This window comes from Staphylococcus sp. 231237_7MaSpsaltlick (genome assembly GCF_043107035.1).
The window spans coordinates 261,756-281,517 of the sequence record NZ_JBICNX010000007.1; the positions used below are offsets into that span (position 1 = coordinate 261,756).

General features: G+C 30.7%; 17 protein-coding genes. 8 read left to right on the top strand and 9 right to left on the bottom strand.

All coding sequences use genetic code 11. The features are described 5' to 3' along the window. Positions 1-10 precede the first annotated feature (10 nt). Positions 11-1,045 carry a uroporphyrinogen decarboxylase gene (gene hemE / locus ACF91D_RS15740; protein ID WP_039066988.1) on the bottom strand — a complete coding sequence of 345 codons (1,035 nt, stop codon included), beginning with the start codon at positions 1,043-1,045 and terminating at the stop codon, positions 11-13. A gap of 262 nt (positions 1,046-1,307) precedes the next feature. Between hemE and ACF91D_RS15745 the strand changes: the two genes are divergently transcribed. Further along, positions 1,308-1,811, top strand: coding sequence for an antibiotic biosynthesis monooxygenase (locus ACF91D_RS15745; protein WP_069792552.1), 504 nt, complete (start codon positions 1,308-1,310; stop codon positions 1,809-1,811). Between the two features lie 79 nt (positions 1,812-1,890). On the opposite strand, the gene ecsB is transcribed toward ACF91D_RS15745, so the two are convergent. After that, positions 1,891-3,114 (bottom strand): ABC transporter permease EcsB, encoded by a 1,224-nt coding sequence (ecsB, locus tag ACF91D_RS15750; protein WP_039066985.1) that lies wholly within the window; start codon positions 3,112-3,114, stop codon positions 1,891-1,893. Continuing rightward, positions 3,111-3,848 carry an ABC transporter ATP-binding protein EcsA gene (gene ecsA, locus ACF91D_RS15755; protein ID WP_039066983.1) on the bottom strand — a complete coding sequence of 246 codons (738 nt, stop codon included), beginning with the start codon at positions 3,846-3,848 and terminating at the stop codon, positions 3,111-3,113. Before ecsA ends, ecsB begins: the two co-directional genes overlap by 4 nt. A 128-nt stretch (positions 3,849-3,976) precedes the next feature. On the opposite strand from ecsA, the gene ACF91D_RS15760 reads away from it, so the two are divergent. From ACF91D_RS15760 to prsA, 4 genes are all read left to right on the top strand, one after another. Continuing rightward, on the top strand, positions 3,977-4,402 hold the full coding sequence (locus ACF91D_RS15760) for an HIT family protein (protein WP_039066982.1): 426 nt from the start codon (positions 3,977-3,979) through the stop codon (positions 4,400-4,402). Positions 4,403-4,481: 79 nt separating this feature from the next. Then, on the top strand, positions 4,482-4,853 hold the full coding sequence (locus tag ACF91D_RS15765) for a YtxH domain-containing protein (protein ID WP_039066981.1): 372 nt from the start codon (positions 4,482-4,484) through the stop codon (positions 4,851-4,853). A 244-nt stretch (positions 4,854-5,097) separates the two neighbouring features. After that, a complete protein-coding gene (locus ACF91D_RS15770; RefSeq protein ID WP_039066979.1) occupies positions 5,098-5,661 on the top strand; it encodes a DUF3267 domain-containing protein in 564 nt (187 codons plus the stop codon). A 285-nt stretch (positions 5,662-5,946) separates the two neighbouring features. Then, a complete protein-coding gene (prsA, locus tag ACF91D_RS15775) occupies positions 5,947-6,939 on the top strand; it encodes a peptidylprolyl isomerase PrsA (protein ID WP_039066977.1) in 993 nt (330 codons plus the stop codon). Between the two features lie 102 nt (positions 6,940-7,041). On the opposite strand, the gene yhaM is transcribed toward prsA, so the two are convergent. From yhaM to xdrA, 6 genes are all read right to left on the bottom strand, one after another. Continuing rightward, positions 7,042-7,983 carry a 3'-5' exoribonuclease YhaM gene (yhaM, locus tag ACF91D_RS15780; protein ID WP_039066975.1) on the bottom strand — a complete coding sequence of 314 codons (942 nt, stop codon included), beginning with the start codon at positions 7,981-7,983 and terminating at the stop codon, positions 7,042-7,044. Next, a complete protein-coding gene (locus ACF91D_RS15785) occupies positions 7,983-10,916 on the bottom strand; it encodes an ATP-binding protein (protein ID WP_069792553.1) in 2,934 nt (977 codons plus the stop codon). Before ACF91D_RS15785 ends, yhaM begins: the two co-directional genes overlap by 1 nt. 1 nt (position 10,917) lies before the next feature. Beyond that, positions 10,918-12,102: a metallophosphoesterase family protein gene (locus ACF91D_RS15790; protein WP_069792554.1), complete on the bottom strand. Its 1,185-nt coding sequence runs from the start codon at positions 12,100-12,102 to the stop codon at positions 10,918-10,920. 493 nt (positions 12,103-12,595) lie between these two features. After that, on the bottom strand, positions 12,596-12,940 hold the full coding sequence (locus ACF91D_RS15795; protein WP_017723169.1) for a YlbF/YmcA family competence regulator: 345 nt from the start codon (positions 12,938-12,940) through the stop codon (positions 12,596-12,598). Between the two features lie 68 nt (positions 12,941-13,008). Then, a complete protein-coding gene (locus ACF91D_RS15800) occupies positions 13,009-14,139 on the bottom strand; it encodes a DUF445 domain-containing protein (RefSeq protein WP_039066970.1) in 1,131 nt (376 codons plus the stop codon). Positions 14,140-14,398: 259 nt separating this feature from the next. Next, the gene (xdrA, locus tag ACF91D_RS15805; RefSeq protein ID WP_017723171.1) at positions 14,399-14,863 is read right to left on the bottom strand and encodes an XRE family transcriptional regulator XdrA; all 465 of its coding nucleotides are present in this window, start codon (positions 14,861-14,863) and stop codon (positions 14,399-14,401) included. Positions 14,864-15,294: 431 nt separating this feature from the next. Between xdrA and purU the strand changes: the two genes are divergently transcribed. The 3 genes from purU to pflA all read left to right on the top strand — a co-directional run bounded on the left by purU (position 15,295) and on the right by pflA (position 19,565). Beyond that, positions 15,295-16,146 carry a formyltetrahydrofolate deformylase gene (gene purU, locus ACF91D_RS15810; protein WP_039066968.1) on the top strand — a complete coding sequence of 284 codons (852 nt, stop codon included), beginning with the start codon at positions 15,295-15,297 and terminating at the stop codon, positions 16,144-16,146. Positions 16,147-16,533: 387 nt separating this feature from the next. Next, positions 16,534-18,783, top strand: a complete 2,250-nt coding sequence (gene pflB, locus ACF91D_RS15815; RefSeq protein WP_107549001.1) for a formate C-acetyltransferase — start codon at positions 16,534-16,536, stop codon at positions 18,781-18,783. 26 nt (positions 18,784-18,809) lie between these two features. Then, positions 18,810-19,565 (top strand): pyruvate formate-lyase-activating protein, encoded by a 756-nt coding sequence (gene pflA, locus ACF91D_RS15820; RefSeq protein WP_069792556.1) that lies wholly within the window; start codon positions 18,810-18,812, stop codon positions 19,563-19,565. The last annotated feature ends 197 nt before the right edge of the window (positions 19,566-19,762 follow it).

Genomic DNA, 19,762 nt, shown 5'->3' on the forward strand with positions numbered 1-19,762 from the left:
TTATGTCGTACTATCTTTGTGTATATTCATGTACAAACGTAGTAACTCGTTTTAAGGTTTCAGGTTTAACTTGTGGAAAAACGCCGTGACCTAAATTGAAAATATGCTTCCCGTGTGTCATACCTTGATCTAGAATCACTTTTAATCTTTCTTCTATAGCATCCCAAGGTGCTAATAATAGAGATGGGTCTAAATTACCTTGTAATGTTTTGTTAATATTCATTGCATTTGCCTCTTTAATTGATAAACGCCAATCTAAACCTAGAACATCGATTGGTAAAGAATTCCATTCATCAGCTAAATGGCTCGCACCAACTCCAAACAAAATAACTGGCACATTATATTTTGCTTTTATACCACTTATCAACTTATTCATAGCTGGTTTTATATAATAACGATAATCTTGAACGTTTAACGCGCCAACCCACGAGTCAAATACTTGTATGATTTGGGCGCCCGCTTCTACTTGAGCAGCAGTATAAGTGATAGACATGTCAACGAGATGGTCCATTAATGCAAACCATGTAGCTTCATCACTATACATCATCGCCTTTGTAAAATTATAATTTTTTGAAGGGCCTCCTTCGATCATATAACTTGCTAAAGTAAATGGCGCACCAGTAAAACCTATTAAAGGAACGTTTAATTTTTCTTCAGTTAATAATTTTATTGTGTCTAAAACATATGGTACATCTCTTTTGGGATCTATAGCACCTAGTTTTTCAACATCTTGAATATTTTTAATCGGGTTATGAATAACTGGACCAATACCCGATTGTATTTCAACATCTACACCAATAGGTTGTAATGGTGTCATAATATCTTTATAAAGCACTGCTGCATCTGTATTATAATTATCTACAGGTAAGTGTGTTACATATGCACACAATTCTGGTTGGTGCGTAATTTCAAATAATGAATACTTTTCTTTTAACTTTCTATATTCAGGTTGTGACCTTCCGGCTTGTCGCATAAACCATACTGGCGTGTGCGACACAGCTTCGCCATTAATCATATTTAGGATTGTATTATTTTTATTATGCACCCTGTAATCCTCCTACATTGTAATCATTCTTATCTATAATACCATACTGTATTATTGTTCGTATTTCATTGTACTTAAATGTCATAAAAAAGACAAACTGTTCGCTTTTCACGATTTAATCATTTGACTATTGTTTTATAATAGAAATCAATTATAATGTTATCAAAGCTTATTTTATATCTATTTGAAAACTTAGATATATCTATAGTAAGGTATAGTAGTTAACTATACTTTCATAAACAAAGCAAGGGGGAAAATCTTTATGAAAATTTTTGCATCTTATGGGACGTTTGGTTATTTAAATCAAATTAGGTTAAACAATCCCGACCATAAATTATTACAATTTTCTGCATCTGATTCTTCAGTGATTCTAGAAGAAACAGCTGAAAAATCAGTATTAAAACAACCTTTAATTTATAATATCCTTGAGTCTGAGGGAGAATTAAACGAAAACCACTTTTATTCTGTAATCTTTATACCAACATCAGAAGATCATGCTTATCAACTAGAAAAAAGATTAGAGAATTTAACTACTGATTTCAGACAATTTGCAGGGTATAGAAGCTACCGTTTCTTAAAACCTGAGCATGGATTAACTTACAAGATTTACTTTGGCTTTGAAAGTAGAACGGATTATGAAGACTTTAAAGCTTCATCTGTTTTCAAAAATAATTTTGATAAACTTGCGCTTAGTCAATTCTTTGGTTCAAGTGGTCAACATTCAAGTTATTTCGAAAGATATCTGTTCCCAATCGACGATAATTAATTTTTTCGTAAAGATTATATCAAAATAAAGTGGTCGTTGCTCATTTCATTTAATGATGTATTGAGTAACGACCACTTTTTTAATCTCTTAATAACGATTCTTGGTATTTGAGTTTTTTGATAACATTTCTAATTGTTAGCCATCCTACCAAAAAGAATAATAAACCATAATAGCTGTACACTGGAAATGTAATTGCATAAACAATCACAAACAATACGCCTACAATAAACATAAGCCTATATAAAAATTGTTCATAGCCTTTTATTACTTTAGTATCTGAACTTGGCCAAACTTGCGGCCACAAGCCATAAGCTTGCTGTGTATAAAACTGAGCCATTTGTAATAAAATGATATACATAAAAAGACTACCTATGATTAGCGTAACTAATGGTTGATGTAACCAAAACATTAAAATCATCGCTAATACAACTAATCTTAATATGATGTTAAATGCATCCTTACCTCTTGCAAAACTTCTAATAAATAAGTAGAGATACATATAGTTTTCATTAAACTTCTTATTTTTTGGCGTAATTAATAATGGGTCAAGATAACTCCTACGTACTGCCGTTTCCTTTAAGTGCTTAACATCGGTAAACATATTTACAAATTTATAATAATTCATATGATGTTGTTGTTCTGACTTAATCATTCTTTCCCATGGGAATAATTGATTTTTATTTTGGTATTTAAGTAAAATGATTAAGCCGATTAATACTAAAATTGAAGTTAAACTAGAAAAATGTTTTGCTTCTAGCGCAACATAGTATCCCGAAGTATAAACGATAAACAATACAAGATGGAGCGACCAACTTTCTAACTTATACTTATACCATTGCCATTTCACTAATAACCCTAAGTAAGGCATAACTAGCATTAATACAGCAAAAAGTATATAAAATTCAAATGATTGGTTATTTATTACGAAAAACAACGGAAATAACACGATTAAAATTAAAATCTGAAGTCCTATACGCGAAAAATAACTATAGACTAATGATTGTGACATGTATAATTCCATATTCTTTTCAAATGGCAATAAAAACAATCGGTCTGCATCTTTCAGTAAAGTTCTTAGTGGAAACATTGAAGTAATTGCCACAATAACACTTGCTATCAAGGCGTAATTAATATGCTGCGGTATAGACTTCAACCAATCCCCATATCCTAATATAAACGCTCCTAACAAAATTACAAGGAATACTGAAAAATGACCGTTGAAGATGAATTTATTGTAATATTGCTTTTCTTTACTGATTTCCTTTTTTCTAGTAAAAAATAATTGTTTAGCATCCTGTGTCATGAATTATTGCCACCTTGTGTCACATGGATGTATATCTCATCTAGTGTTTTACCTTCTAAGCCGGTCTGTTTCCGAAGTTCTTCCAAATTACCGAAAGCAACGATTTCTCCTTCATCCATGATTAAAAATCGATCACAATATCTCTCTGCAGTTGCTAAAATGTGCGTACTCATTAAAACCGTGCGATTTTCATTCTTTTTCTCAACCATTAAATCTAACATCGATTGAATTCCCAAAGGGTCTAAACCTAAAAATGGTTCATCAATAATGTATAACTCTGGTTCTACTATAAAAGCACAGATAATCATTACTTTTTGTTTCATACCTTTAGAAAAATGACTCGGGAATATATTTAACTCATCTTCTAACCTAAATGTTTTTAATAATGGACGTGCTCTTTCCATTGCCTTTTCTCTACTAATATTGTAAGCCATAGCCGTCATATAAATATGTTCTTGTAACGTTAATTCTTCATATATAACTGGAGATTCAGGAATATATGATAGTTTCCTTCTATAAGTTTCTACATCTTTGTTGATGTTAATATCTGAAATAGTTAGACTACCTTCCATTGGTGTAAGTAATCCTAGCATATGTTTAATTGTTGTACTCTTTCCTGCACCGTTTAACCCAATAAGACCAACAATTTCTCCTTGATTGAGTTCAAAATTTATATTCTTAATTACAGGTCGTTTACCATATCCGCCTGTTAAATGTTCTACTTTTACTGTCATATGGCACCTCCACAAATTATATTGTATCAAAAATAAAGCTTTAGGTATAAATTTATTGCGAAAACTGACGTGAATAATATAGTAATGCTATAATAGGCAGTAACAATCTTACAAGGAGTGAAGCTTTTATGTCAGAAACAGTCTTCAGTAAAATTATTGATGGTGAAATTCCAAGTTATAAAGTATATGAAGATGAATACGTATACGCATTCTTAGACATTTCACAAGTTACAAAAGGTCATACATTATTAATACCAAAAAAAGCATCTGCAAATATTTTTGAAACTGATAGTGAGACTATGACACATATCGGAGTTGCTTTACCAAAGGTAGCAAATGCTATAAAATCAGCTTTTAACCCTGATGGATTAAATATTATACAAAATAATGGCGAATTTGCCGATCAATCTGTTTTCCATCTTCATTTCCATTTATTACCAAGATACGAAAACGATGTGGATGGGTTTGGTTATAAATGGGAAACACATGCTGAAAGTATAGACGATGAACAAAAGGCAAAAATCGCACAAGAGATAGCTGCTCACTTCGATTAAAAATGCTTACCTTATAACATATGGGGTATATAAAAATTATTAACCGTTGAGATACTATTTAGAAATGAGGAGAATTTTTATGAAAACAGCTCAAATATTATTAGGTCTAGGTGCCGGAGTTGCAACTGGCCTAGGTGTAGCGTTGATGAATCGCGATAAAAAAGATTCTAATGAATATGTTGAACATGCTAAGAAACCAGTCGGCGCTGAGTCTGAGTTTGATAGAGAAATCACTACAATTAAACAAAGTATAAACGACATCACTAACTATATTGCTCAAATAAAGTCTGAAGGTACAGAATTTGGTAGTTCAATCGGTGATGAAGTTAAAACGATGATTGGTGATTTCAAATCAGATATCGATCCTAATATCGATAAACTACAATCTCATATAGAAAACCTTCAAAACCGTGGAGAAGAAATTACTAAAGCATTCGAAAAAGATAATTAAATTAAAAATTACGCGGTTTAAAGACTGTTATTAACATTTTGAACTGTGGCTCGCCTTATATTTATGTGAGCTACAGTTCTTTTTTACATTCAATATTTACTTATCCAGACTTAGAGCTTGGTGTAAAGCTAAAAATTAAGGATAAATACTTTCATCAAATTTATCTTGACGTTTTTTTTATTTAGATAGATAATACGAAAGTATATAGCATGCGAATTATAATATAAAGGAGTATGACCGAACTATGTATCTTTGTACACGGCAAATAGATATTAATGCACGTTTTGGTTTACCTAGGATTGCATTCCTCAGTTTAGTCACAACTATCATTACATTTCTCATTGCTTATGAAATTTTATACTTCTTTTCAAATACTAAACTAACAGATAAATATTTTTTAGTTTTCTTGTTGCTTGTATTAGTATTATACCCTATTCATAAAGCAATCCATTTATTATTCTTGTTTCCGTACTATAAGTCGTTTAAAAAATATAAATTATTAAAACAAAGAAACATCCCTTTTTATAATACGTACGTTAACACACCTATAAACAAATATTATTTTTGCTTTGATTTAATGACGCCTGTTATTTTAATCACTTCTATTTGTGCTTATTTAAGCACTTTATTTCCGCAATACGGACATTACTTAATGTTTCTTATTGCCTTAAATATGGGGTATTCAGTGATGGACTTTTTATATTTAAAGATTATTTTATTTTCAAACGAAGGCACTTATATTGAAGAACATCAAACAGGTATTAATATATTAAACAAAGTGAAATTAAAACGCGAACACCATATATAAATATTATTTTTCTAACTTATTGTATTTAAAGTAATATGCATGTTTTGGTTTCATTACTGTTACTATAATAACTCGTTAATTCAAAATGGAGTTACAACGTTTTTTACAACTTAAATTATTTTTTGTCTAATGGGACAACTTAATCTGATTTTTATAATTTGATTTTGTTGCCCTATTTTTTTAAATAAACTAATACTATAGTCTTAGAAATTACGTTTCTAATTGGTGATTACCCAATAATATGTTATATTTACGTTGTTATTCTTACAAAAGGAGTTTCCAACCATGAAAACATTGAAAAAAGTTATAGTTCCTGTTACAGCAAGTGCATTATTGTTGGGTGCGTGTGGTAACAGTGCAACAGATTCAAAAGAAGATACGATTATTTCTTCAAAAGCTGGTGACGTTAAAGTAGAAGATGTTATGAATAAGATTGGCGATGAACAAATTGCTAACAGTTCATTCTCTATTTTATTAAATAAACTACTAGCTGATAAATATAAAGATGAAGTAAATACTAAAGATATTGATAAAGAAGTTGAAAAAGAGCAAAAGCAATATGGTGGCAAAGACCAATTTGAAAGCATGTTAAAACAACAAAAAATGTCTCTAAGTGATTACAAAGAACAAAAAAAATTACAAGCTTATCAAAAAGAATTGCTTAATGACAAAGTAGATATCTCAGATAAAGAAATTAAAGAAGATACTAAAAAAGGTTCTCATATCTTAATTAAAGTTAAAGAAAACAAAGATGATAAAGAAGGTTTATCAGATAAAGACGCTAAAGCTAAAGCAGAAAAAATCCAAAAACAAGTTGAAAAAGATCCAGATAAATTTGGCGAAATCGCTAAAAAAGAATCTATGGATAAATCTTCAGCTAAGAAAGATGGAAGCTTAGGTTATGTTATCAAGGGTCAAATGGAAGATAAATTTGAAAAAGCCCTTTTCAAACTTAAAGAAGGCGACATTTCTGACGTAGTCAAAACTGATTATGGTTATCATATCATTAAAGCAGATAAACAAGATGATTTTGATAAAGAAAAAGGCAAACTTAAATCACAATTAATTCAATCTAAAGTTCAAAAAGAACCTAAATTATTAACAGATGCGTATAAAGAGCTATTGGATGAATATAAAGTAGATTACAAAGATAGAGATATCAAAAAAGCAATTGAAGACTCTATATTAGACCCTGAGAAAATTAAACAACAACAACAGCAGCAGCAACAACAACAAATGATGCAGCAAAGTGGCGCTGGCATGTCTACAGGACAATAATAATTATAAAAAAGAGGTTAGGAAAATTCCTAACCTCTTTTTATATACTGTAAAGAAATGTAATTTAAATTCCACTCTAATATTTTCAAATAGCTTTAACTATTAATCTAAAGATGTCGGGTTGTAAAATTGTCGGCCATCTAACCCAAAGATACGTTCCGTAAATTGTCCTTTATTTGTTTTCTTAAATGCTTTTTCAAACATATTCATTTTCGCATCTATATTATCAATAAAGAACAGTATTTCAGCCTCTTTCATGTGTGGTAATTTAGGTGACCCAAACTCCATCTTACCATGATGTGCTAAAATCATATGACGTAATAATAATACCTCTTCACCATCAACGTTTAATTCTCTAGCAGCTTCAGCTACTTCATCGCTTGCAATCGAAATATGTCCTAATAAGTTTCCTTCAACTGTATAAGATGTAGCTACTGGACCACTTAATTCTCTTACTTTACCTAAATCATGTAAAATAATGGCACTGTATAATAAACTACGATTCAATAATGGATAAATATCGCATATTGATTTAGCTACTTGCAACATTGTTAATACATGGTAACTTAAACCACTTGAGAAGTTGTGGTGATGCGTACTTGCAGCTGGAAATGTAAAGAATGCTTCTTGATGTTTACGTATTAAATGACGTGTAATACGCTGTAATGTCGCATTTTCAATTTCTAACATATAATGTGAAATCTCTTCTTGAATTTCTTCAGGCGTCATAGGTGCGCCATCTACAAAATCTTGTGTATTCATATTATCTTCTGGTGTAGCCAATTTTATTTTATTAATTTTCATTTGTTTACGGCCACGATAATTTATAATATCTCCTGTAACATGTACAATCTTTTCAGGCTCTAATACTTTCATGTCCTCTTTACTTACAGTCCAAAGTTTCGCTTCAATATCTCCACTTTTGTCTTGTAGGTGAAGTGTCATATAATCTTTACCTTGAGCAGTTACACCTTGTGTAGCTTTATGAATCAAGAAAAAGTGATTAACTGAATCTCCAGGATTTAAATTTTCAACATTTCTCATTATTTACCGCCTTCCTCGATTTTATTTAATGTAATGATTTGTTTTGAAGGCACGCTCGTATCTTTCACACATGTAAAATACAAAATTTGATAATTACTTGGCATTTGTCTTAAATAATTCATCATAATGTCTTTTCTATATTTATCAAAATGCACAAAAGCGTCATCAATAATAATTGGAAATGGATAATATGGTTTCAGAGTTTGGATTAAACTCAACCGTAATGCAATATATAAAATTTCTTTCGTAGACTGACTTAACTCTACAGGCTCATACATCTGTCCATTTGCTTGTTTTACCATTAAATCATCATTAGCATATGTGACTTGCACATAATGACCATTTGTTAAATGTGAAAAGATATTTGTTGCTTCGTTTATCACTTGTGGCAAACGTTTATCTTTAATTTGCTTAATATGCCCTTCTACTAAAGCTTGTAGATAACTAAGGCTAGCCCAGTCTTTAGCTTCGTCATTTACTTTGTTTTTAAGTATATGGAATCTATGTCTTAAATCAGCTAAAGTTTTATCTGTTTCCATATCTGTAATTTTAGCATTTAAATCACTTACTTGTGACTGTAATTCTAAATATTGGTCATTATAGTCATCAACTTGACGAGCGAGCACTTCATCCTCGTTTGTTAATTGCGCAGCAGTTTTCTCACTCAATCTAGAACTAGAATCATAATTGTAATTTTGATTTTCTAGGTATTTTGATAAATCATTAAAACGTGCCATCTGTTGATGATAATTTTGGTGTTGAACATGATGTTGGTAATAAGCCTCTTCATCATTGACGTTAACAAAATTAAACAATTGCGAAATTACATTATTATTTTCGTTTAACCTATTATGAAGTTGTGAAACCTCACTTTCAATCAATTTGATTTGTTCATTGTTTCTATTCCATTTATCTAAATTATTTGTTTCTTCTTTTAACCATTGTCTTATATCGTGGAATAATGACAGTTCATTAAAATATGAAAATTGATTTTTTGTAATTTCTTGCGCATGAGCGTAAAATTCATCTAATTGTTGTTGTAATTCATGTACTTTTTTATGAAGTTCAGTAATATGACCATCATGTTCTTTAATTTTATTTATTGTATTAATGCTGTCGATAATTAATTCATCTGACATTTTATTTGATAAGAACAAATCTGATTTAATATCATTGATATTGTTCTGCGCAGTTTGGTAATATTGCTTGGCTTGCTCTAATGTGTCTTCTAAGTAAGCTGCTTTCTTATCAATTGCATCTTTTGTTTTAATGGCAGATTGATATTGTTCGCGCACCCTATATTGATCGTCCAAATCAAAATCAAGGTCATAATTGTTTTCTAAGTGATTAACTTGATGTTCCAAATCATCAATTTCTTTTGAAAATGTTTCACTATGTCCAATTTCTTTTGTTTTTACAAAAAATATACCTATGACAAATACAAGAGATAAAATAGCAAATACAATACCGAAAATAATATTTGCAGATACAAATGAGAATATCGTTAACCCAATCCCTATTACCGCTAGTATCATTAGGCTCATTCGTAATAAATTTTGTTTTTTCTCATTTTCACGTTGTTCAGTATCAAACGCTTCTTTCATCTTTTGATAAAGATTATTTTTTTCTTGTAATTCAAATACTCTTTTATTATATTGTTTTTTCTTCTCAAAATTTTCTTCTGGCACAATATCCGCTTCTAATGACTCTATTTCAGCATGGTTTGTGTCTTTATCAATTTTATTTTCTTCAATATTACGTTCAAGTTGTTGTATATAAGCAGTTTGTTCTTGCTTAATTTTAATTTGATTACTTACATGACTTTTCATCGCTTCAGAATCGTCTACTTGATGATGAACACTTTGCCAACCAATATTAGAACTTAATCCTGATTTTTCCCGCGTTTTGTCTTGAATTTCTTTTTCTACAGCTTTTAGTTCATATTCTTTTTGTTTAATTTCGTTTTCTTGTTGATGTAAATGATTAAATGCATCTAAATCACTCTGTTTTGGTACATTTACTTTTTCATTTTCTGCTTTAAGATGAGCTAAACGCTCTTCACGTAAACCAATGTCACGTTTTAAATTTTGTGTTTGTATTTTTGCTGATTCATAACGATCAATACCTTGTTCTGGAAACACAATTGGTTCAATATTTAATTGAGCTTCTAGTTCTTTCCATTCTTGAGTCTGTTCATGTAATGCAATCTCCTTTTGTTTCTGTTCATGCATTTTTGATAGTTGTGTTAAGTTTTGCTTTAAATTACTCAATCTACGTTCAGCTTTATCTTTGTCATCAACTAATCTTTTATATGAAGTTAATTTCGATTCTTCTTCTCGAATTTGCCCCTCAAGCTCTTTCAACTGTTCTAATTGTTGATTTATAATTGGATTACGTCCGTTTTTTTTATATAACATTTCTTTTTTGTCGCTTAATATTTCGCGCATACTTGTAAATTCTGTTGAACCTAAAGCCCCTGCTTGTAACAGGTAATTTTGTAACTGAGTTTCATCCATTTTTTTATGAATATCCTGAAGCCCAAGTACATCAAATGAAAAGATACCTTGATATGTACGCTTAGAAATAAAGTTTAGTTCTTTATTCAACCAAGTTTCATCTTTAATAGTTCCGTTAGGTAAGTATACTTTTACGTCACCTGTTGCACTACCTTTAACACGTTCAACCTCTACTAACGATCCATCATCTTGAATTAAAGTTAATTTACCACCGTACTGGTTTCCTAATCGAGGCTCTAGGCGTGGTTCATTTTCTTTCTTAGTTGGGAAGCCAAAAAGTATGGAATGAATAAATGCTTGGATTGTTGATTTACCAGATTCATTTTCCCCATAAATTTCAGTAAATGATTCATCAAATTCAATCTTTCTTTGTATAAATTTACCATATCCGTAAATCTCTAATGATTTAATTTTCATTTTATTCTCCCCTCATATCTGACTTCAAGAGTTCTTCTGCATGTTCAATAAGTTCTCGTCTATCAAAATCACTATAGTTTTCTAAGTACTTAGACGCTTTAGGATTTAAATATAAGTCATTCATCGCTAGATTATATATGGTATTGTCCTCAATTAACTCTGGAGAAAATTCTTTAACTAATGTATTTTGATCATCGTACTTATTTTTAATTGTTAAGTCTTCGATAAATACAAAATTATGTTCATTTGCTTCATAGTCACTAATCATTTCATGAATTTGTAAAATATCTTGTTCAGGTATCCACTCGTCTGAATCTATTAATACGTTCAACTGATAGATTGCTTTACCATTTTTTCTAACTTGAGTCTTAAATGCTTGTATATCATTAAAGATACCCTGTTTAGAGGTTTGCTTTGTTTCTAGCGTCGCTTTCTCAAATCTTATAAATTGCGTCGGTATAAATTTAGCATCAAGTTTTAAGTTGTCCCCCTCAACAAGTAAACATCCTTTTTCACCAAGCTCTTTAAAGTGTCGTCCCTGTATATTACCTGGATAATGTATTTGTGGCATATCGCTCAATTGTTGACGCTCGTGTATATGGCCCAACGCCCAATAATGATACAATTTATTATTTAAATCTTCTAATCTAAATTCTGTGTAACGGTCATTCGTACTTGTTTTACTATATGTACCATGTAAAATACCGATATGAATACCTTTATAACCTTGACTAATTGGGTATGCATCAAGTTTATTCTCATAACTTACATCATTTTGATAACTAAAACCATGAAGGTAAATTTCTTCTCCGTTTTTAGTTATTGTTTGGTATGTTTCAACATTTTCAGAGAAAACTGATACATTGTCTGGCCATACAGTACCAATACTCGATGATAAAGGATCGTGGTTACCGTGACATAAATAGACAAAAATTTGTTCTCTCTCTAAACGTTCAAATTGTTCCTTTAAGAACACTTCTGCGCGTAATGTGCGATTTTGTTGATCAAATAAATCGCCTGAAATAATCATAAAATCGACTTCTTCGGCTAATGCTAAATCTACTATTTTTTTAAAACTTTCATAAGCACTTTTTTGGATATCTTCGAAAATAGGCTGACTGAGATAATCTCTTGATTTAAAAGGGCTATCTAAATGTAAATCAGCACAATGAATAAATTTCACCATACAGTATCTTTCTCCTTTATTGAAAGGTTTATTTAAGCTGATGCATGTTTGTTGTTTCAGTAATATATTACAAATTTCAACCAATACTAAAATTTATGCATACAAATACCTTGTATTAGTATATTTTACCACATTGTCTATTAGACAGTCGATAAAACAAAAGATGCTCAAATCAAGACAATATCACTTCTAATTATTATTAAATGAGTTAGACAATAGCATTTTCATCATTTTTTAATTAAAACATAATCTTTAAAAAGGGCACAAAAAATGAGGCTGACACATAAATATATGCCTCAGCCTCATTTTTGTATTGGTAGTTATTGACTGTTTGAAAATGCGCTTAAATTAAGCTATTTCGTTTATAGTCTTAACTATCATAATGGATAACAAAATCGTAGTTATAAAATAATCAGTTTTCTGTTCATTCCATTTTAAACTACAACACAATATTTATTTGTATTATAGTCTTTATACATTACTCTAACAATAATTAGTCAGCGTAAATTTCATCTAAAGGTTTTACAATGATTTGATTAATTTCTTGGAATACTTGGCTCATATTTTGTTCAGCCGCCATTAATTCAGAAATGTTAGAATCATTTTCGATTTTTTGAGCTTGTTCTTGTGCTTTTTGCAGCTCTTCTTCACCGATTTCTTCACCTTGCATTTGTTTTTGTTGGAAATTTAATTGTGTTTCACGGAATTCATCAAATAAATCTTTTGATTCTTGATTTTCTTTAACTTTTGCATAAGCATTTTGAATAGCTTGATATTCATCACTTTCTCTTAATGCTTGCTCTAATTGATTTGCATGATCGTATAAATTTACTGCCACTATGCTTCACTCCTTTTTTGTATATGTGCTAAAACCACATCGATATTACAATAACATAATTTAATATGTTATACAAAAATTGCAATTATCCCTTGTAATAAACCAATAATACCACCTAATAAGAACCCTAATAACATAATTAATTTTAACTCTTTATTTGCTATATCTATTATGAGTTTCTCAATATATGCTAAGTCAAACGTATTAATCTGTTCTTCAACCATTTGACGTAAATTGACTTTCTTCATAATTGGTGAGATATGTTTAGACGCATTTTCAATAATCACGTTTGTTAGTTGCTTGGATAACTTATTTTCTAAAAATTGTATAAAGTTTGGCATAAGAGTATTTAGTGGTTTTGTTGCCATATTATTGATATCCATATAGCCCATAGCCAAATCCGTTACTGATGTTTTAAATGATTGGAATTGTTGTTCATTCAGCACTTCATTTAACTGTTTAGATTTAAATGTTGCATATTCGTTTTCAATAATTTGATTTGCGATTGCTTTAGCTTTAGGATGATTAGTCAATCTGATTAATTCATGTTGGATACGATCAGCGATGCTTTCTTTTGTCATAAACATTTGTAATAGCCCGACAATTTTCCCTTTTTCATTAAAGAAAGTATCTAACATCGATGCGATATCTAATGCACCTTTTTCAGATTTCAAGTAAACACGTGCTCTATCAAATAGTATTTCTGGTACTGCTTCAATCTTACTATCTAAACTTTTTTCAATGTCTTCAGGAATCAATTGTTCAATAGGAGTGCTTCGATGATCATAATAAAATGCTTCTAATTTTTCTGACATAATCGATTCTATTTTCTCATTTGCTAATTGTGCAACATCTATGTCGACTTTATTCGCTAAATAATCAAAAGATATGCGATCCTCTTTTAATTTTTTAATTTGTTTTTGTATTACTTCTTCGATTGCAGTTCTAGAAGTTGGCGCATTTAATTTAGACTGAATCATACTCTCAGTTAGTAAATGTTCTTCTATAACTTGGCCAATTTTATCAGCAATTTCTGCTCTTCTTTTTGGTATTAAACCTGGTGTAAATGGCACGCGTTTGTTAAAAATATAATATGTTTTGAATGGATGAAACAACATTTTTACCGCAATAACGTTTGTCACTCCACCTATTAATGCACCAATTATCATCATAAAAATAATTATTAAAAATGCATGCATAAAAGTTTCTCCTTTTTATTTTACTTTATAACATCCTACTATATAAAAATTCACTCTTAAACATTGTACAATACATATAGTCTAATTGTGTAGAAGCATACACCTATTCATTTTAAAAAACAATTGAAAATAAAAAAAGACCTAAATCTTTTGTTTAGGTCAAGTAGTGTATAGTGACTAAATCATTCATATACAATTTAAAGTCCTATGTCACCAAATTATATAAATAATGATTCTTCTATCACAAATTGAATTAATATTATACGTGCATTAACTCTTCTTTAGAAATTCTACCAAAATATGTTTCTGCTTCTCTTAATTTAGAAGTACCAAATATTGGTTGTGTTTCTTGGTTAAGTACTCGATAAATGTCACTTACTTTATTACTTTGTAAGATGAAACCATTACGGCTATCAACAGTGTTCCAGTAGATATCACTTGTTGTTGAATGGTTAGGGTACGCACAGTGATTACGAGAAATAGTTTGTACCATTTCTAGCGGATCACAACCAAATGTACTATTTAAAACATCTGAATCTCTAAATAATGCACAAATTGACACACATGTTGTCCAGTTAGGTAGTACTCTTTCTTTTTCTATTTGTACTAAAGTCTTTTTTGAAAGACCAATAGTTTGGGCCATCGTATCTTGCGTATAACCTGCTTCAATACGTACCATTTTAAATTTTGTTTGAATTAAATCTGTGAAATTCTGTCTATCCATTACTTTAATCTACCTTTCATCTAAAGAATATTTTATCCGGACACAAGAAATTGCAATAATACACGCTTCTTGAAACACAAATTACATCTTAATACAATTTTTAAGAAAATAAAAGAGTGAAATCAAATTTTCATCGTTTTTTATCATTGGCGCAATTATCAAAATAATCAATCTTATATCTTATAATTAATTTACAAACAAAAATCACTTTGTTTGTAAGCGTATTATTTTCATGAAAAGTGTCATCATCTCTCATTACTTATTACTCATAAAAGATAAAAACACCATTTATTATTATATCCTATTTCTACTATAATAGTATAGTTAAAACTGTAAAATGTTGTAATTTTGTTGAAAAAGATTTTATTTATTTACATTGTTCAGAATATTCCCTATAATTTTAAGTACTTTTTAAATTTTGAGGTGCTTAAATGGAAGATAAATACATATTACTCGCAACATGCAATGACAAAGTCGGTATAACATCATTAATTACAAATATTATTGCAGAATACGGCTCTAATATTTTACATCTTGATCACTTTACTGAATACGATCATGCACAAGATACCGAAGGGAAATTATTTTTAAGATTTGAGTTTGAAAAAGCAACACAACTGAAAGAAGCTCTAGAAAATACTTTAAGTCAAAATGACATTAATTTTGATATTTTTGATACAAGTGATAAAACAAAAATCGCATTATTTGTATCAAAAGAAGACCATGCTTTTAATGAAGTATTATTAAGAGTTCAGCGTAAAGAAATCCCTGCTGAAATCACTTGTGTTGTCAGTAATCATGAAAACAATAGGCATTTTGCTGAATCGTTTAATATCCCTTTTTACTATGTGCCAAGTAATAATGATAAGGCGATTGTTGAGCAAAATATATTGGATATTTGCGCAAAACACGAAGTAGAATTAATTGTTTTAGCTAAATATATGCAAATACTTACAGATAATTTTGTAAGTCATTATCCAAATCAAATTATTAATATCCACCATTCTTTCTTACCTTCATTCATTGGAGCGAACCCATACAAACAAGCTTGGGAGCGCGGCGTTAAATTAGTTGGTGCAACAAGTCATTACGTAACTTCTGATTTAGATGAAGGACCAATTATAGACCAAGATGTCACACGTATTAATCATCGTTATAACGTACAAGATTTACGTAAAATTGGACGTCATGTTGAATCTTCTGTTTTAGCTCAAGCAGTTGAATATCATGTTCAACATAAAGTTATCGTAAATGATGGCAATAAAACAATTGTTTTCAATTAATATTGTGTATAAAAAGTGTACTAATTACTGTTATCATCATGATTAATACAATTTTACGCATAATTTAATTTCTAAAACCTTCTATTATATATGATTTTTTAAGTCGCTTTTATCCACAAATTACAAGGGGTAGAAGTGACTTATTTTTATACATCGTGTTTTTCACTAATTTTTTCCTCTATCTTTTCATTATAAACTGCTCACAATACAAGTGTTTTCTGTTGTATAACAGACACACAATACTATAAACCTGTTATATAATATCCTACAGTTTTTCAAATCGTTCACAGTTTGTATTTAAAACTTTCACAAACATTGTGAAAGTTTTAACAATTTCAATGTTACAATATTTTTGAAATTATTAACAGAATGAATGGAGGAGTAAAAATGTTAGAAAAAGAAAAATTACACGAAATTGCTTGGCAAGGATTTAAAAGTGGGCGTTGGCGCCGCCATGTCGATGTTCGTGAGTTTATCCAACTAAACTACTCACTTTATGAAGGCGATGATCAATTTTTAGAAGGCCCTACTGATGCAACATCTAAGCTTTGGGATCAAGTAATGGCTTTATCAAAAGAAGAGCGTGAACGTGGTGGTATGTGGGATATGGATACAAAAGTACCCTCGACAATCACCTCGCATGAAGCCGGTTATTTAAATCAAGATTTAGAAACTATTGTCGGCGTCCAAACTGAAAAACCATTTAAACGATCTATGCAACCATTTGGCGGCATTCGTATGGCCAAAGCAGCCTGTGAATCTTATGGTTATAAACTAGATTCAGAAACTGAAAAAATATTTACAGATTATCGTAAAACTCATAACCAAGGTGTGTTTGATGCCTACTCTAAAGAAATGCTTGACTGTCGAAAAGCTGGTATTATCACAGGCCTTCCGGATGCTTATGGCAGAGGACGAATAATTGGCGATTATCGCCGTGTTGCGCTCTATGGCATTGATTTTTTGATGGCAGAAAAAATGCTTGACTTCAATACAATGTCTACTGAAATGTCAGAAGATATTATTCGATTACGCGAAGAATTATCAGAACAATATCGCTCACTTAAAGAATTAAAAGTATTAGGTGAAACTTATGGCTTTGATCTAGGACGCCCTGCTACTACTTTTAAAGAAGCTGTTCAATGGCTTTATTTAGCATATTTAGCTGCTATCAAAGAACAAAATGGTGCTGCTATGAGTTTAGGACGTACGTCTACATTCTTAGATATTTATGCTGAACGTGATTTAAAAAATGGTACTATCACTGAAAGTGAAGTTCAAGAAATAATTGATCACTTTATTATGAAATTACGTATTGTGAAATTTGCACGTACACCAGATTATAATGAATTATTCTCTGGAGACCCTACTTGGGTTACTGAATCAATTGGTGGTATAGGAATTAATGGTAAACCTCTTGTAACTAAGAACTCATTCCGTTTCTTACACTCATTAGACAACTTAGGACCTGCACCAGAACCAAATTTAACTGTACTTTGGTCAGTACAATTACCAACACATTTTAAAAATTATTGTGCAAAAATGAGTATAAAAACAAGTTCAATACAGTATGAAAATGATGATTTAATGCGTGAATCATACGGTGATGACTATGGTATTGCATGTTGTGTATCTGCAATGAAAATTGGTAAACAAATGCAATTCTTTGGTGCTCGTGCAAACTTAGCTAAAACTTTATTATACGCAATTAATGGTGGAAAAGATGAAAAATCTGGTATGCAAGTCGGACCATCATATGAAGCTATCAATTCACAAGTATTAAATTACGATGAAGTATTTGAAAAGTTTGATAAGATGATGGATTGGTTAGCAGGCGTTTACATCAATGCTTTAAATATTATTCATTATATGCATGATAAATACAGTTACGAGCGTATCGAGATGGCGTTACACGATACTAATATCATACGTACGATGGCAACAGGTATTGCAGGTTTATCAGTTGCTGCGGATTCATTGTCAGCAATTAAATATGCCCAAGTTATGCCAATACGTGATGAAAATGGTTTAGTAATTGATTTTGAAATAAATGGAGATTTCCCTAAATATGGCAACAATGATACTCGTGTAGATGATATCGCCGTAGATTTAGTAGAACGCTTTATGACTAAATTAAGAAGCCATAAAACATATCGTAATTCTGAGCATACAATGAGTGTACTTACAATCACTTCAAATGTCGTTTATGGTAAAAAGACCGGTAATACACCTGATGGACGAAAAGCTGGTGAACCATTTGCCCCAGGTGCCAACCCAATGCATGGGCGGGACCAAAAAGGTGCATTATCATCACTGAGCTCTGTTGCAAAAATTCCTTATGATTGTTGCAAAGATGGTATTTCAAATACATTTAGTATCGTTCCTAAATCATTAGGAAAATTACCAGAAGAGCAAAATAAAAATCTTACAAGTATGCTTGATGGATACGCTATGCAACACGGCCATCATTTAAACATAAACGTCTTTAATCGAGACACATTGTTAGATGCAATGGAGCACCCCGAAGAGTATCCGCAACTTACTATTCGTGTTTCTGGCTATGCTGTTAATTTCATTAAATTAACACGAGAACAACAATTAGATGTTATTTCTCGTACGTTTCATGAAAGAATGTAAAACAAAAATTACAAGGTGGGAGCAAAATGCTTAAAGGACACTTGCACTCTGTTGAAAGTATGGGCACTGTCGATGGACCAGGTATTAGATATATACTTTTTATGCAAGGCTGTTTACTGAGATGTTTATATTGTCATAATCCGGATACATGGAAAGTCAATGAATTATCTAGAGAAGTAACAGTAGACGAAATGGTGGATGAAATAACATCTTTCAAACCTTATTTTGAAGCATCTGGGGGCGGCGTCACTATAAGTGGTGGCGAACCATTGTTGCAAATGCCCTTTGTCACAGCTTTATTTAAAGCGTTAAAGGCAAACGGAATTCATACATGTATCGATACTTCTGCAGGTTGTGCAAATGACACATTAGCATTTCAACGTCACTTCGATAAATTATTAAAATATACAGACTTAATACTCTTGGATATTAAACATATTGATAATGAGAAACACATAGCATTAACTGAAAAACCTAACACACAAATATTAAAAATTGCTAAAAAGTTATCAGATGTTAAACAACCTGTTTGGATTAGACACGTGCTAGTTCCCGGATATACTGATGCTAAGGAAGATTTAATACAATTAGGCGCGTTTATAAATACATTGGATAATGTGGAAAGATTTGAACTATTGCCCTATCATCAACTTGGTGTCCATAAATGGGAAGCAATGAACTTGAGCTATCCTTTAAATAAAGTTCAACCACCTACAGATAACGATGTTAAATTAGCTTATCAACTTGTAAATTTTAAAGGTAACATCCCTTTAAAAATATAACAATACTACATGTTATTTTAACGAACCTCCTACTATGCTAATTGGGTAGGTTCGCTTTAACTTAAATAAAGTATTTTATGATAATGAACCCAAGCTTTTTATAGTTACGCTTTAAACTTTAATATTACTGTCATTTTATTTATATTTGCTTATATTAAAAATTATAATGTATAATCTTATTTGTCAGTTTTTAAAAA